Annotated in this window: 14 protein-coding genes; 10 read left to right on the plus strand and 4 right to left on the minus strand. The window is 72.7% G+C overall.

The genetic code is table 11. The annotated features are described in order from the left end of the window. Window positions 1-2 precede the first annotated feature (2 nt). The 3 genes from A3CQ_RS0138220 to A3CQ_RS0138230 are packed head-to-tail and all read left to right on the plus strand — an operon-like array spanning window position 3 to window position 1,867. Window positions 3-854 (plus strand): P1 family peptidase, encoded by an 852-nt coding sequence (locus tag A3CQ_RS0138220; protein ID WP_020516248.1) that lies wholly within the window; start codon window positions 3-5, stop codon window positions 852-854. A gap of 33 nt (window positions 855-887) precedes the next feature. Next, window positions 888-1,238 carry an ArsR/SmtB family transcription factor gene (locus A3CQ_RS0138225; protein WP_020516249.1) on the plus strand — a complete coding sequence of 117 codons (351 nt, stop codon included), beginning with the start codon at window positions 888-890 and terminating at the stop codon, window positions 1,236-1,238. Next, the gene (locus tag A3CQ_RS0138230; protein WP_020516250.1) at window positions 1,235-1,867 is read left to right on the plus strand and encodes an SRPBCC family protein; all 633 of its coding nucleotides are present in this window, start codon (window positions 1,235-1,237) and stop codon (window positions 1,865-1,867) included. The genes A3CQ_RS0138225 and A3CQ_RS0138230 overlap by 4 nt, the downstream gene beginning before the upstream one ends. Before the next feature lie 119 nt (window positions 1,868-1,986). Here the strand turns inward: A3CQ_RS0138230 and A3CQ_RS0138235 are convergent, their stop codons facing one another. Further along, complete coding sequence (locus A3CQ_RS0138235; protein ID WP_020516251.1) at window positions 1,987-3,396, minus strand: hypothetical protein; 1,410 nt, start codon at window positions 3,394-3,396, stop codon at window positions 1,987-1,989. Between the two features lie 32 nt (window positions 3,397-3,428). Beyond that, window positions 3,429-5,387, minus strand: coding sequence for an AfsR/SARP family transcriptional regulator (locus A3CQ_RS63780; protein ID WP_281171531.1), 1,959 nt, complete (start codon window positions 5,385-5,387; stop codon window positions 3,429-3,431). A 34-nt stretch (window positions 5,388-5,421) separates the two neighbouring features. Between A3CQ_RS63780 and A3CQ_RS0138245 the strand changes: the two genes are divergently transcribed. The 4 genes from A3CQ_RS0138245 (at window position 5,422) to A3CQ_RS0138260 (ending at window position 9,693) form a co-directional block, all read left to right on the plus strand. Then, entirely contained in the window at window positions 5,422-6,318 is an 897-nt protein-coding gene (locus tag A3CQ_RS0138245; protein ID WP_020516253.1) for an alpha/beta fold hydrolase, read from the plus strand. Window positions 6,319-6,394: 76 nt separating this feature from the next. Beyond that, window positions 6,395-6,994: an RICIN domain-containing protein gene (locus tag A3CQ_RS58130; protein WP_084699408.1), complete on the plus strand. Its 600-nt coding sequence runs from the start codon at window positions 6,395-6,397 to the stop codon at window positions 6,992-6,994. Continuing rightward, a complete protein-coding gene (locus A3CQ_RS0138255; protein ID WP_026206671.1) occupies window positions 6,991-7,821 on the plus strand; it encodes a sugar nucleotide-binding protein in 831 nt (276 codons plus the stop codon). Before A3CQ_RS58130 ends, A3CQ_RS0138255 begins: the two co-directional genes overlap by 4 nt. 114 nt (window positions 7,822-7,935) lie before the next feature. Continuing rightward, window positions 7,936-9,693 carry a hypothetical protein gene (locus tag A3CQ_RS0138260; protein ID WP_157296825.1) on the plus strand — a complete coding sequence of 586 codons (1,758 nt, stop codon included), beginning with the start codon at window positions 7,936-7,938 and terminating at the stop codon, window positions 9,691-9,693. On the opposite strand, the gene A3CQ_RS0138265 is transcribed toward A3CQ_RS0138260, so the two are convergent. After that, window positions 9,677-10,879, minus strand: coding sequence for an aminotransferase-like domain-containing protein (locus tag A3CQ_RS0138265; RefSeq protein ID WP_020516257.1), 1,203 nt, complete (start codon window positions 10,877-10,879; stop codon window positions 9,677-9,679). The two genes, A3CQ_RS0138260 and A3CQ_RS0138265, sit on opposite strands and share 17 nt — an antisense overlap. Before the next feature lie 366 nt (window positions 10,880-11,245). Between A3CQ_RS0138265 and A3CQ_RS59735 the strand changes: the two genes are divergently transcribed. The 3 genes from A3CQ_RS59735 to A3CQ_RS0138280 are packed head-to-tail and all read left to right on the plus strand — an operon-like array spanning window position 11,246 to window position 13,280. Next, window positions 11,246-11,491, plus strand: a complete 246-nt coding sequence (locus A3CQ_RS59735) for a hypothetical protein (protein ID WP_085944359.1) — start codon at window positions 11,246-11,248, stop codon at window positions 11,489-11,491. Continuing rightward, window positions 11,491-12,123, plus strand: coding sequence for a hypothetical protein (locus tag A3CQ_RS0138275; RefSeq protein WP_020516259.1), 633 nt, complete (start codon window positions 11,491-11,493; stop codon window positions 12,121-12,123). Before A3CQ_RS59735 ends, A3CQ_RS0138275 begins: the two co-directional genes overlap by 1 nt. Before the next feature lie 2 nt (window positions 12,124-12,125). Continuing rightward, a complete protein-coding gene (locus A3CQ_RS0138280) occupies window positions 12,126-13,280 on the plus strand; it encodes a PrsW family intramembrane metalloprotease (RefSeq protein ID WP_040433783.1) in 1,155 nt (384 codons plus the stop codon). On the opposite strand, the gene tsaA is transcribed toward A3CQ_RS0138280, so the two are convergent. Then, on the minus strand, window positions 13,264-13,674 hold the full coding sequence (gene tsaA / locus A3CQ_RS0138285; RefSeq protein WP_020516261.1) for a tRNA (N6-threonylcarbamoyladenosine(37)-N6)-methyltransferase TrmO: 411 nt from the start codon (window positions 13,672-13,674) through the stop codon (window positions 13,264-13,266). The genes A3CQ_RS0138280 and tsaA overlap by 17 nt on opposite strands. Window positions 13,675-13,677 lie beyond the last annotated feature (3 nt).

A 13,677-nucleotide genomic window follows, 5' to 3' on the forward strand; every position in this document is an offset into this window, starting at 1 on the left:
TCATGGGCGAACCTCAGCTGCTCTCCGCGTACGCGGGGCATTGGACCGGCGACGGCACCGGGGTGACCGTGATCGTGCCGCCGGCCGGGACGGTCGGCTCGGGGGAGGTGCGCGGGGGAGCGCCCGCGACCCGGGAGTTCGAGCTGCTCTCGCCGGTGCGGACGGTCACCGAGGTGTCCGCGGTCGTGCTCTCGGGCGGCTCGGCGTTCGGGCTGGCCGCGGGCGACGGGGTCGCGCGCTCGCTGCGGTCGCGCGGGCTGGGGTTCGCCACGCCGCTCGGGCCGGTGCCGATCGTCGTGGGCATGTCCCTCTTCGACTTCTCCGTGGCGGGGACGCCGCCTTCCTCTGTGGACGGCGTAGTGGCGCTGGAGGCCGCCCTGAGCGGTGAGCCCTTCGCGGTCGGTGCGGTCGGAGCGGGCACCGGTGCCACCACCGGAAAGTGGCGGGAGCGGCTCGACCCGGGCGGCCTGGGGATGGCGCGCGGGACGGCGGGTGCCGCCTCGGTGATCGCGGTCGTCGCGGTGAACGCCTGGGGCGATGTGATCGATCCTTCCGGCCGTCCGGTCTTCGACCCCGAGGCGCCGGTGGTCGCGTCGCCGGCCTTCGGGCAGAACACGACGGTCGGCGTGCTGCTGACCGACGCCCGGCTCGGCAAGAACGACTGCTTCCTGCTCGCGCAGAGCGGTCATACCGGTTACGCCCGGGCGATCCACCCCGCGCACTCGCGCTACGACGGGGACGCGGTGGTCGCGCTGGCCACCGGCGAGCTCGACGGCGCGAACCTCGACCTGCTGCGGGCGGTGGCCGCCGAGACCATGGCCGCCGCGATCCGGAACGCCGTATCTCAGGCGTGACTTATATAAGCCAAGTCTGATAACGTACGCGGCATGCACGCGTTCGACGTGCTCGGGGACCCGGTCCGCCGCCGCATCCTGGAGCTGCTCGCCGCCGGTGAGCGCTCCTCGGGCGAGGTCACCGAGGTCATCCGGGCCGAGTTCGGCATCTCCCAGCCGGCCGTCTCGCAGCACCTGAAGGTGTTGCGGGACAACGGCTTCGCCACCGTGCGCCCCGACGGCGCCCGCCGGCTGTACGCGGTGGACGACACCGCGCTGCGCGAGGCCGACGAGTGGCTGGGCCGGTTCCGCCGGTTCTGGGCGCCACGACTGGACGCGATGGCCACCGAGGTGGCCCGGGGCAAAAGACAACGCCGTCTGACCGACGAGGGGACTTCACGATGATCGACGTTCGGCAGCAAGTCAGCGCCGTGCGGCGCACGCTCGGCCGCCGCACCCTGGAGGCCGGCGAGGCCCGCGTCTCCAGCATCAGCCAGGTCTACGACACCGGCATCGACGACCTGTGGGAGGTGGTGACCGACCCCGAGCGCATCTCCCGCTGGTTCCTGCCGGTGAGCGGCGAGCTCAAGGAGGGCGGCCACTACCAGCTCGAGGGCAACGCCGGCGGCACCGTGACCAGCTGCGACAAACCCCGCGGCTACGTCGCCACCTGGGAGTACGGGGGCGACGTGAGCTGGATCGAGGTGCGGCTGACCGCGGAGGGCGGCGGCACCCGGTTCGAGCTGGAGCACGTGGCACACGTGAAGGACGAATGGTGGGACCAGTTCGGCCCGACCGCGACCGGCCTCGGCTGGGACTCGGGGCTCCTCGGCCTGGCGAACCACCTGGCCGACCCGGCCGCCTCGCGGCTCACGCCCGAGGAGCTGATGGCCTGGGTCGCCGACGGCGAGGGCAAACTGTTCTACCGCCTGGCCGCGGACGCCTGGCGCGACGTCGCGATCGCCGACGGCGAGGACCCGGCCGCGGCCGCGGCGCAGGCCGACCGGGGGTACGCCGCGTACACGGGTAGCTGACACTCCCGGCCTTCGGCCCGCCGGCCGTTGGCTGCCGCCCGTTGGCCGCCGGGCGAGGGCTCCACGCCAAGGCCGCCGTCGGGCGCGTCGCGCACCGTGCACGACGTGCCCGACGCGGGTCAGGGGCTCCAGACGACGGCTTCCGGGGCGGCCGTGGTCAGCTCGATGTCGCCGGTCCAGTCCAGGAGGGACGGTCCGGGCAGGTAGTCCGGGCCGAGCAGGAAGCCCCGGCCGAGCGAGGTCACGTGGACCGGGGCACCGGTGTCGGCACCGACCACGACACGGCGGGCGCTGACCGCGGCGATGTCGTCGAGGGTGGTGCCGGCCGGCAGCTCGATCGTGGTGGCGGCCGGGATGTCGCGTTGGATGGACCATGTCGGGTCCACGTGGTTCGACAGGTAGACGGCATTACCGTTCTTGAGGCGGACCCCGAGCGCGACGCCGACCCAGGAGCTGCCGGAGTTGTTGCCCTGCGTGGTCTTGCCGACCACCGCGTACAGGTAGTTGCGCTGATCGTTGACCTCGGGCGTGGCCGTGGTCGCCGGCCCGGGCGCCTCGATCTTGCCCTCGCGGATCATCTCCTTCGACATGATCTGGTACGTCCACGGGTTGGTGTCCATCAGGTGCTCGCGCGGCTGACCGGCCGGGAGCGTCTGGAGGGTGGACAGGAAGAACCGCATCGGGTCGTCGACGACGTCGCACATGTTGTTGTTCGAGGTGCACGTCTCCAGGCGGGGGTGGTCACCCTCGTACACGCCGGCGGAGTGCAGGGTTTCGTGGTTCGCGGCCTGGTAGGTATCGCTTCCGGGCACCCGGTCGCCGTGCTCGTCGAGCTCGAGGGCGTACGTCCACTCGATGTCGGTCGTGCGACCCCAGCGGGCCATCAGCGCCGGCGTGTTGGTTCCGCCGTCCTCGTTGCTCCAGATCAGCGAGTACGTGAGGACGGTGTGCCCCGGCGTCGCGGCCGGCGCGAACTCGTGCCAGGCGATGAGCGGGACATCGGTCGTGGCGCTCTGGAACCTGCTGCCGAGCTCGGCGATGTTCCGGCCGTACATGATCGGCGCGAAGCGCAGCACCTGGTACTCGGGGTCGCGCTTGTCGTAGGTGGTCACCTCGAGCCGGTCGATCCGCACCGTCGCGCCGGCGACCGGGGAGCGGTCGGTGGCGAGGTGCAGCCGCAGGACGTGGATTCCGGGCCGTACGCCGCCGAGGGCCAGCTGGCGGGCGAGCGGAGCCGCGCCGGAGACGACCAGGTCGGTGGCGTATTTCCCGTCGACGGAGATCGACACGACCGCCGACTCGGCGCCGGCCGTGGCCCAGTCGGTGCCGTTGGCGGCGGCCCGCAGGTCGAGGACCGCCTCGCCGTTCCGCTTGACCAGGAACGGCACGCGTACGTCGGGACGGTGCCGGTCGACCAGCAGCTCGCTCCCGGGGTGCGCGGGGTGCGCGGCGGCCGGGCCGGCGAGCCCGGTCACGGCGCAGGCGGCCACGACGGCGGCCGCGGCCAGCGTTCTTCCGATGCGCTTCACAAGATCCTCCCGTGTCGTGATCACATCGAAAGCTATCGCTTGTTGCTGGCCTCCCGGCCACGGTCGGGGAACCGTCCGATGAAGTCGGCGACGTCGCCCAGGGTGAGCAGACCGCTGCCGGCCCCGGCGTTCTCGCCCGCGGCGGAGCGCAGGGCGTCGCGGGCCCGGGCCAGGGAGGCGGCGTCGCCGACGGCCCGGGCGGCGTGGGCGAGCAGGCACCACATCGCCTCGGTGAGCAGGTCTCCCGGCGGGTCCGGCGCCGCTCGCAGGGCGCGACGTGCACCGGCGTTGTCGCCTGTGGACAGAAGCAGCAGGGGGCGGACCCAGGGCTGGTACGGACCGTAGTCGCCGTCCTGAGCGGGCCGGCCCCGGCGGAGGCGGAGAGTGAGCAGAGCGAGGTCGAGCAGGCCCTTCTCCAGGCCGGGCATGCCGGTGCCGTGCAGGAGGGCCGCGGCCCGGCGGTAGGCGTGCCCGGCCGCGACCGGGTCGGTCAGGGAGAGGCGCATTGCGCGGAACCAGTCGGTGAAGACCGCCACCAGGGGAAGGTCGTGGCGTGCCGCCAGGGTGTCGGCCGCCTCGGCGTGCCGGCCGGCGGCGTCGAAGTCGTTCCGCGCGCCGAGGGCCTGCATGCGGATCAGGTGGCCCAGGACCTCCGAGGTGGGCGCCGCGGCGAGCCCGATGAGCTCGGCGCCGATGCCGTCGCGCTCGCCGGCCAGGCCGGGCCGGTAGGTGGTCTGCAGGAAGAGCGCGTTCAGGGCGAAGGCCAGCAGCGCGGGGTCGTCCCGCTCACGCGCCAGGCGGACGGCCTCCTCGGCGCCGGCCCGAGTGGACGGGGTGCTGTCGGCGCCGCGGGACTCCATGGCGACGGTGGCGAGGAGGCGGGCTCTTGTCGCCGGGCCCGGGTCTCGCGCCAGCGCTCGCCGGGCGGCGGCCACGACCATGGCGGCCTGGGCCGGGTCGTCCGAGCGGGTCCAGATCGCGGGGACGTCGTACGCGCCGATCACGCGGGCGGTCAGCTCGGAGTCGCCCAACTCCTCGGCAGCGGCGATCGTGACCGTGCGGTGCCGGCGAGCCTCGGCCAGGCCGCCGGAGACGGCGAGGCTGCGCAGCAGGGTGACGGTGACGTCCAGGCGCGCCCGGGACGTGGCGGCGACGATCCGGTCGTAGTCGGCGGCGGCCTCGGCCCAGACACCGGCCGGGCCGTGCGGCGGGACCTGGCGGAGGATGTCGGCCGGGCCGTCCGGCGGGACCTGGTGGAGGATGTCGGACTCCAGGCGGCGCAGCGCCGGCGTGGGGTCGAGCCCCAGCTGGCCGGCCAACCTCCGGGCGCGGCGGAGGACGGCCAGGGCGTCGGCCTGGCGGTTGGCGCGGTAGAGGGCCAGCGCGAGTAGGTGCCAGGCGTTCTCGCGCCACGGATGGTCGGTGACGTGGGCGTCGAGGTCGGGGATCGCGTCGGCGGGCCGGCCGGCGTGGATGCGGGCCTCGGCCAGGCGCTCGACCGCCTGCAGGCGCAGCTCGGTGAGGCGGGAGCGGGCGCCGCGCGCCCACGGGTCGTCGGGGAAGTCGGCGTAGGCGGGGCCGCGCCACCAGGAGAGGGCCTCCGGCAGGACGTCGGGGTTCGCGTCGCGCGCGGCGGCTTCGAAGCGCCAGGCGTCCACATCGCCGGGGGCGGTGCGCAAGGCGTACCCGAGGCCGTCGGTGACCAAGAGCGTGGCCGGAGAGCGCGGCGGGCGGCCGGGCTCGATGGCTCGGCGCAGGGCGGCGACGAAGGTGCGTACCGCCGAAGTCGCCCCGGCCGGGGGCGCCACCCACAGGTCCGAGACCAGGCCGGCCACGGGGACCGCGCGGCCGTTCGCGGCGATCAGGCGGGCCAGCACGGCGCGATGGCGCGGGCCCTTGAGGGGGATCGGGGTGCCCCGCTCGTCCCAGGCGGCGACCGGGCCCAGCACGCCGAACGTCACCCGCACCCGATCACGGTACTGCGCGCTCATCGGTTGCTCATCCGGTCCCGCCACGCTGGGGACCATGAACATCAAGGGATTCACCAACCGGAGGGTGTACGTCGAGGACGGGGTATCGCTGAACGCGGCCGTCGGCGGGTCGGGGGCTCCGATCGTGCTGCTGCACGGCTTCCCGCAGACGCACCTGATGTGGCGGCACGTCGCGGCCGGCCTGGCCGCCGACCACACGGTGATCTGCCCCGACCTGCGGGGCTACGGCGCCAGCTCGAAGCCGGCCGCGGTGTCGCCGGACACCTACTCGAAGCGGACCATGGCGGCCGACATCGTGGCCCTGGCCCGGGAGCTCGGCCACGACCGGTTCGCGCTGGTGGGGCACGATCGGGGCGCGCTCGTGGCCTTCCGCGCGGCCATGGACCACCCGGCGGTCGTGACGCATCTGGGCTCGCTCGACGTGCTTCCGACCCTCGACATGTGGGACGTCATGCGCGGCACGAGCGCGGCGGTCGGCTTCCACCTCTACCTGATGGCCCAGCCGCCGGGGCTGCCGGAGCGGATGATCACCGTCAGTGCCGACGAGTTCTTCGGGTACTTCCTCGACCTGTGGGTGAACGACCCGGCGGCGATCCCGGGCGAGGTCCGTTCGGAGTATCTGGCCGCGTGCCGGGCGGCGGTGCCGTCGATCGTGGCCGACTACCGGGCCTCGCCCGGCATCGACGTCGAGCACGACCGGGCCGACCGGGACGCCGGGCGGACGCTCGCGATGCCGGTCACCGTGCTGCAGCAGGACTGGGGTGCGGCGCTCGGCTTCGACGCGGCCGGGCTGTGGCGGGCGTGGGCGCCGGACCTGCGGCACGTCCCGGTCAGCTGCGGTCATTTCATGGCCGAGGAGGCGCCGGCGGAGGTGGTCAAGGCGGTCCGAGAACTGGTGACCCGGCCCGCGACTCGCCCGGCGGCCCCTTAAAGCATGAAAAAACGGGTAAATCAGGCGGAGACCGCTAGCTTTGCGGTGCTGATCTCGCGGTACGGGGGTGTGTCTGATGCGTTCGTGGCGACAGTGTCTCGGGACGTCGGTGGTGGCCGGTGTGACGGCGGTGGGCGGGATGGTGGCCGTTCCCGCCGCGCTGGCCGGACCCGCGCCGGGCGACCTCCTGCGGCTCGGGTTTCAGCTGGTCAACCTGAACAGCCAGAAGTGCCTCACGGTCACCGCGGCCGGGCTGGACGACAACGCGATCCTGATCCAGCGGCGGTGCACGCGTGAGGCCGCCGACCGGTGGCGGTTCGTACGGGCCGGGGACACCGGGATGTACCTGGTCGAGAACGTCAACAGCGGGAAGTGCCTCACGATCGCCGGGGACAGCGTCGAGGAGAACGGCTTCGCGGTCCAGGGCGCGTGCGGCGGCGACCCGTCCGGGCAATGGCGGATCCGCCGGCAGGCCGGTGCGCTGCTGCCCGTCCCGGCCTCGGACGCGCGGTTGGAGAACGGCCGCAGCGGGCGCTGCCTGACGATCGCCGGCGGCAGCGACGCCGAGAACGGCGTGGCCGTGCAGTACACCTGCGACACCGAACTGTCGCGGCGCTGGTCGATGCGGCTGGTGGCGGGGCCGGCGGTCGAGGGGCGGTATCGTCCGCAGGCATGAGGATGCTGATCACCGGCGTCAGCGGCCACCTGGGCGGAACGACCGCCGCCCGGGCGGCCGCGGCGGGGTGGGACGTCGCGGGCACGTACTTCAGTAACCCGGCCGAGGGTGCTGAGTGGCTCGACGTCCGGGACCGGGCGGCGGTCGGAGAGTTCGTCATGCGCGTCCGGCCGGACGTGATCGTGCACACCGCGGCGGGGCGCGACGACTGGCCGTTGATCGCGGACGGGTCGGCCTATGTCGCGCTCGCGGCCGCGCGGGCCGGGGCGAGGCTCGTGCACGTGTCGACCGAGGCGGTGTTCTCCGGGCGGGACGTCCACTACGACGAGTCCGCGCAGCCCGACCCCGTCTATCCGTACGGGGCCGCGAAGGCGGCGGCCGAGACGGCGGTGCGGGCCATCGACCCGGCGGCGGCCGTGGTGCGGACCTCGCTCATCCTCGGGTACGGGCGGGGAGTCCACGAGAAGCTGACGCGGGACCTGGCCGCCGGCCGGGCGCCGGGGATGCTGTTCACCGACCAGATCCGCAAACCGATCCACGTGGACGACCTGGCCGACGCGTTGATCGAGCTGGCGTCGAACGGCTATGCGGGCGTGCTCAACGTGGCCGGCGCCGACGCGATCAGCCGGTACGAGCTGGGCGTGCTGGTCGCCGAGCGGGACGGGATCGACCCGGCGAGCATTCCGCACGGGCCGACCCCCGCGGGCGTCACGGCCCCGGCCGACCTCCGGCTGGCCATCGGCCGGGCCGCGGAGCTGCTGAAGACGCGGTTGCGGGGCTGCCGCGAGTTCGTGCCCCAGGACACGGTGGACCCGGTCGCGCGATAATCGGATCGACGGCCGCACCCGAGATCGATCGACTCGGGTGCACGCCGGGCACGCTCCTCTGCTTAGATCACCCGCACGGCCGCGCCGACAGGGCCGTGTACTCGAGGAGACACCATGCACGAGGGGCCCGAGATCTCGACCACCCCGGCCGTCCCACCCCAGCGGGTCCCCACCCACGACACCGCCCCGACTGCCGCAACCGGCCCGGCGCCAGATCCGGCACCCCCAGCAGAAGCGGCCGCCCCCACGGCGTCCGTGGCCGCGCCCACACCGCCCGCGCCCGCCGCCAGCTCAGCGCTTGCGCTCGACCCCGCGCTCGCGCCCGCGACCGATTCCGCGCTCGTGGCCGATCCCGCGCTCGCGCTTGCGGCCGACGCGCCGCCCGCGACCGATACCGCGCACGCGTCCCCGGCTGACGTGGCACCCGCCGAGGCCGCGCCCGACCCCGAGGCCGCGATTGCGCCGGAGGCGGCCGTTGCGGTTGGGGACGGCGGCATTCTGGCGTCCGCGGGCGGGCCGGTCGGAAACCCCGGGGAGGCGCTGCCGGTTGCTCCCGTCGCGGAATCGGATGGCGGAGTGGGGCCGCGGGCTGGGCACCGCATCCGTCACTGGGTTCTCGCGGGGGCCGTCGTCGTCGTACTCATCGGTGGATTTGTGGTTTTCAAGCCGGACGCCTCGCCGGAGGCCGCGGCAGTGACGGCGACCAGTGCGTTGCCGGCGGCCACCGTCACGTCGGTGGCGCCGGCCACCCCTTACGACAAGGCCGTCGCGGTGCTGGACGCGCAGACGGCGGCGCTGGTCAAGGGCGACGAGAACGGCTGGCTCGGTGCGGTGGACGCCAAGCTGAAGGTGAAATACAAGTCCCTTTACCAGAACCTGCGCGGGCTCGGCGTCACCGGACTGCATTACGAGCCGGGGATCGGGCAGCCGGTCAAGGGTGACGCGACGGCCGTGTCGATGAGGGTTGATCTCGTCTACTGCTTCAGCGATGACATGTGCCCGAAGGCGCCGTCGAACGAGTGGGAGAAGGCGCCCCGGATCGAGCAGAAGCTGACGATGAAGCCGGTCGGTGGCAAGTATGTGATCTCGGCGATCGGGGCGGCGCCCAAGCCCGACTTCCACCAGCCGACGCCGTGGGAGAGCGGCGATCTCACGTTCGCGCAGGGTAAGCGGGTCGTGGTCGCGGCCGGTGCGGGGGAGCAGAAGTACCTCCGGACCGTCCTGCCGGTGGCGGAGAAGGCGGCCGCGGTGGCCGATCACTACGCCGCGCTCAACGGGACGCCGCAGAAGCGGTACCGGATCTTCCTGGCCTCGGAGAAGCAGTGGAAGACCTGGTACGGCGGCGAGAACGACAAGTGGGCGATCGGGCTCGCGATGCCGCTGAACAAGCGGGGCATCGACGTCATTCTCCGGATGGCCGACATGGACGACTCGGTGACGCTCTCCACGACCGTGCAGCACGAGCTGGGCCACCTGGTGACGCTGACCGGAGCGTTCCGGTTCGACGCGGCCGAGGACACCTGGCTCAGCGAGGGCATCGCCGAATACATCGGGTGGAAGCCGAGGGCGGCGGCGCGGAGCCTGCGTCGTTACAGCGTGCAGTGGCAGCTGAGCCGGTCCGCGCTGAAGACGATGGTGCCGGTCGAGCCGTCCGCCTCGGCTCCGGCGCGGGCCGGTGACGCGTTCTACGGGCTGAGCCACCTGGCGGTGGACTGCATGGCGCACAAGTACGGCGAGCCCAAGCTGTTCGCGTTCGTGAAGCTGGTGCTGACCGAGGACAACGACCTCGACCAGGCCGCCCGCGACGCGTACGGGGTGCCGTTCAAGACGGTGGACAAGGCCTGTGTGCCTTGGATCAAGAACCAGGTTTGAGTACGGAGGAAAGCCGCCGCATGCCCTCGGTGATCTCGCCGGGGGTGTGCGTCGTGAACGACAGGCGCATCGTCGCGGTGTCGGGGCGGCCGGCGTAGAAGGGCGCGCCCGGCACGAACGCGACGTCCCGGGCCAGCGCGGCCGGGAGCAGCGTCGCGGTGTCGGTCCCGGACGGCAGACGCAGCCAGGTGAACATGCCGCCGTCGGGGTCGGTCCAGGTGCTTCCCGCGGGCGCCGTCGTGGGCATGGCCGCCATCATGGCGTCCCTTCTTTGCGCGTACGCGTGCCGCAGGCCCCGGACGTGCGCGTCCAGATCGGTCCGGGCCAGCCAGGCCGCGGCGGCCGCCTGGTCGATGGTGGACGTGTGCAGGTCGGCGGCCTGCTTGGCGACGGTCAGCGCGGGGCGCAGCGCGGCCGGGCTGCGCACCCAGCCCAGCCGGAGGCCCGGCGCGGCGATCTTGGAGAAGCTGCCGAGGTGCAGCACGTGGCCGTCGGCGGCCGGCTGGGCGGCGAGCGCGGGCACCGGCTCGCCCCGGTACCGCAGCTCGCCGTACGGGTCGTCCTCGACCACCCACACGCCGTGCGCGGCGGCCAGCGCGGCCACCTCGGCCCGGCGTTGCTCGGAGAGGGTGCGGCCGGTGGGGTTCGCGAACGTCGGGACCAGGTAGAGCAGCCGCGGCCGGTGCGTCTCGAGAACCTCGGCGAGCGCGGCCGGGTCGACGCCCTCGCGGTCGGAGCGGACCGGGACGATCCGGCAGCCGGCCAGCTGGAAGCACTGCAGCGCGGCCAGGTACGTCGGCTCCTCGACGGCGACGACGGCGCCCGGGTCGAGCAGCGCGGCGGCGATCAGCGTAAGCCCCTGCTGCGAGCCGGTGGTGACCAGCAGGTCGCCGGCGCCGGTGGGCAGGCCGCGGGCGGTCATCCGGGCGGCGACCAGCGCGCGCAGGTCGGGGTTGCCCTCGGTCGGCGCGTACTGCAGGTGCCGGCGGCCGGCCGGGGTGGACAGCACGCTGTCGAAGGCGGCGCGCAGTCCGTCGAGGTCGAACAGCTCGGGTGCGGGCAGGCCGCCGGCGAACGAGATGACCTCGGGCCGATCGATGAGCGCGAGCAGGTCGCGCACGGGCGAGCTGGCGACGCCGGCGAGGCGCTGGGCGGGCAGGGGCGGGCGAACCGCGGGCTGGGTCATGAAAAGGCTCCGGAAACGTGGCAGGCAGGCAAGAAAGGCGTCCGGGCGCGGGCGCGGCCGTTGGGCCGCCGGGCGGGCGCGGTGGGGCTGCCTGGTCGAGGAGCCGTTGCCCACCTTAGCGCTTGTTAAGGACTTAGTGAACGTTCAGGTGCATGTGACGCGCCGCTCTCCCGGATGGCGACGCCGGCCGTGAGGAGCTCGCGAGGTTCTGGGCGAAATGGCAGTACGTCTCATCACGCATCGACAAGCTGAGGAAGGGGGGCGACGACGTCGCCGCCTTCGCCGACGGCCTGATCAAAGACTCACCCACCTACGCGGACGCCTATCAGGAGTCCATCCGGGATCCACGCCCATAAACTGACCACCATGATGGATGGACGGTCGATCCTTTCGTACAAGTCGGAAAACTCGGTGCTGAGCCTCTGGTCGAAGGGGTCGGTGCTGTCCATCGGCTCGACCGGCTCGGCGCTGTCGATCGGGTCGGTCGGCTCCTTCGCGTCGATCGGGTCGATCGCGTGCTTCCTGTCGGTCGGGTCGATCCTGTCCGCGGCCTCGATCGGCTCGGTCATGGCCTGGCGGGCCCGGCGCGCCGTTCTCTCGGCAGGTTCTTGATGGTCTCGGGGCCCGAGAGCTATGAGCGCTGGCGGGCCACCTGGGTGCCCGTCGAACGGCGGTTCCTCGGGCTCGACCGGCGCACGCTGCTGCCGGCGGCCGTGGTCGTGGCGCTGTTCGCGCTAGCCGTCTGGCTGCTGCCGTACCTGAACGACCAGGTCAAGGTCGACGATCCGATCGTGGCCGGGGACGTCATCCAGGTCGGTCCGGACATCCAGTTCGTCCCGGCGGCCGGTGCCAACCTGCGCAGCGGCATCCGGCAGGGGCAGGCGGGCCCGACCGGGTACCCGGACACTGCGGTGGTCACGTTCGAGGGCATCGGCTTCGAGGTGATCGCCGACGCCTACAGCGGTACGCCCGCGCAGCTGCTCGAGCAGATCAAGAAGAACGACGAGGGCCTGCGCGACAACGGCGGCCTCCGGGTCACCAGCGACCCGGTCACCATCACCAACGACACCGGCGACGAGGGTGTGCTCGCCCGCTACGACGGCAACGGCTCGATCGGGGCGATCGCCGCGTTCGTGCTCGACGGCACCGGCGTGGAGATCGTCGTGCAGGGGCCGCCGACCGTGGACGACATCCTGTCCCCGGCCGTCGCCGACATGATCACGTCCGTGCGGAGGGTGTCGTGACCATGCCCGAGCTCACCGCCCGCGAGGCCGCCATCGAGGCCAGCGGCTGGGGCAACAAGGTCTACTTCTGGCAGCCGCGCAACGCCTGCCTCTGGGTGTACGCGCTGATCGTCGGGTACGGCCTGTGGAACGCGTTCGGCATCGTCAACGGCGAGGTCCGCGTCTACGGCCCGGCGCTGGCCGCCAGCACGGTCATCTTCGTCGTCTACGGCTCGCTGTTCTGGTGGTTCACCACCCGCATCGACCGGTACTCGCGCCAGCCGCTGTCGCTGATCGTCGCCGCCTTCGTCTGGGGCGGCTTCGGCGCGACCTGGACCATCGCGCTCTCCGGCAACACCGCATTGATCGGCCTGTACGCGAAGCTGGTCGATCAGAACTTCGCGCTCTCCTGGGGCGCCGGACTGTCCGCGCCGTTCTTCGAGGAGCTCGGCAAGGGCGCCGGCGTGCTGCTGCTGATGTTCATCGCCCCGCGGGTGATCCGCACCGCCTACGACGGGTTCATCATCGGCGCGTTCGCCGGCCTCGGTTTCGAGATCCTCGAGGACATCTTCTACGCGCTGAACTCGGCGCCGGAGCAGTTCGGCTCGCACCAGCTCGTGACCAGCCTCAACACGGTCGTGCTACGTCTGCTCACCGGCTTCTCGGCACACATCCTCTACACGGCGATCTTCGGGGCCGGCCTGGTCTATCTCGTCGGGACGGTCGCCCAGCCCCGCCGGGTGGGCCGCGGCCTGACCCTGATGGTCACCGCCATGTTGCTGCACGGCCTCTGGGACAGCGTCACGGCGCTGGCCGGCGGCGACGGCAAGGTCATCCTCCCCCTGCTGGCGGTCATCACGCTGCTGGCCTTCGCCGCGGTCATCACGGTCTTCAACCTCACCGTCGGGACGGAACGCGCGACGATGCGGGCGGTGATGACCCCCGAAATGGAGTCGGGCGTGCTCACCCCGGACGAACTTGACGCCCTTTCCGGCGGCTGGCGGCAGCGTCGCGCGTACCGCAGAGCGGGTCACGGCCGGCACGGGCGACGGCTGCGTCACCACCGGCTCGAGGCCGCGCACGACCTGGCCGACCAGATCGCCGCCTCGGCCGGCCGCGAGACCGACCGGGTGCGTTTCGCCCGCGCCGAGCTGGCCCGGCTCAACGCGCTGACGTAGGACCCAGAGCCGGCTTGACGTCGAGAATCGGCGTCCCGTCGAGGGCCTCCAGGTGTGCCACGTGCACCCGGTGGCCCTCGATCGCGAGGATCTCCACCGCGTGCAGGCCGATCGGGTTGGGCCGGTCGGGCGCGCGGGTGGCGAAGACACCGGTGAGCGGCCGGGTGGTGTCGCCGCGCGGGTGCACGGCCAGCGTCTCCCGGTCGGCCCGGTCCAGCCAGGTGAACAGCAGCACCTCGTCCCCGCGAGTGAGACCGTCGAGTGCTGGGGCGAGCTCCGGGTCGAGAACGAGCCACGCGTCGGGCGCGCCCTCGTCGGGCTGCCGCGGAGCGTCTCCGAGATCGGTGAGTGTGGACTCGACGCGCCCGATCGGACGCAGCTCAAACGCCGTCATGCT

This window comes from Paractinoplanes globisporus DSM 43857 (assembly GCF_000379645.1).
Lineage (GTDB): Bacteria > Actinomycetota > Actinomycetes > Mycobacteriales > Micromonosporaceae > Actinoplanes > Actinoplanes globisporus.

What these genes read in the sequence shown, in the direction of transcription:
- A3CQ_RS0138220 (WP_020516248.1), top strand. Translation starts at nt 3, where the DNA reads ATGGGCGAACCTCAGCTGCTCTCCGCGTACGCGGGGCATTGGACCGGC.
- A3CQ_RS0138225 (WP_020516249.1), top strand. Translation starts at nt 888, where the DNA reads ATGCACGCGTTCGACGTGCTCGGGGACCCGGTCCGCCGCCGCATCCTG.
- A3CQ_RS0138230 (WP_020516250.1), top strand. Translation starts at nt 1,235, where the DNA reads ATGATCGACGTTCGGCAGCAAGTCAGCGCCGTGCGGCGCACGCTCGGC.
- A3CQ_RS63780 (WP_281171531.1), bottom strand. Translation starts at nt 5,387, where the DNA reads ATGAGCGCGCAGTACCGTGATCGGGTGCGGGTGACGTTCGGCGTGCTG.
- A3CQ_RS0138245 (WP_020516253.1), top strand. Translation starts at nt 5,422, where the DNA reads ATGAACATCAAGGGATTCACCAACCGGAGGGTGTACGTCGAGGACGGG.
- A3CQ_RS58130 (WP_084699408.1), top strand. Translation starts at nt 6,395, where the DNA reads ATGCGTTCGTGGCGACAGTGTCTCGGGACGTCGGTGGTGGCCGGTGTG.
- A3CQ_RS0138255 (WP_026206671.1), top strand. Translation starts at nt 6,991, where the DNA reads ATGAGGATGCTGATCACCGGCGTCAGCGGCCACCTGGGCGGAACGACC.
- A3CQ_RS0138260 (WP_157296825.1), top strand. Translation starts at nt 7,936, where the DNA reads ATGCACGAGGGGCCCGAGATCTCGACCACCCCGGCCGTCCCACCCCAG.
- A3CQ_RS0138265 (WP_020516257.1), bottom strand. Translation starts at nt 10,879, where the DNA reads ATGACCCAGCCCGCGGTTCGCCCGCCCCTGCCCGCCCAGCGCCTCGCC.
- A3CQ_RS59735 (WP_085944359.1), top strand. Translation starts at nt 11,246, where the DNA reads ATGATGGATGGACGGTCGATCCTTTCGTACAAGTCGGAAAACTCGGTG.
- A3CQ_RS0138275 (WP_020516259.1), top strand. Translation starts at nt 11,491, where the DNA reads ATGGTCTCGGGGCCCGAGAGCTATGAGCGCTGGCGGGCCACCTGGGTG.
- A3CQ_RS0138280 (WP_040433783.1), top strand. Translation starts at nt 12,126, where the DNA reads ATGCCCGAGCTCACCGCCCGCGAGGCCGCCATCGAGGCCAGCGGCTGG.
- tsaA (WP_020516261.1), bottom strand. Translation starts at nt 13,674, where the DNA reads ATGACGGCGTTTGAGCTGCGTCCGATCGGGCGCGTCGAGTCCACACTC.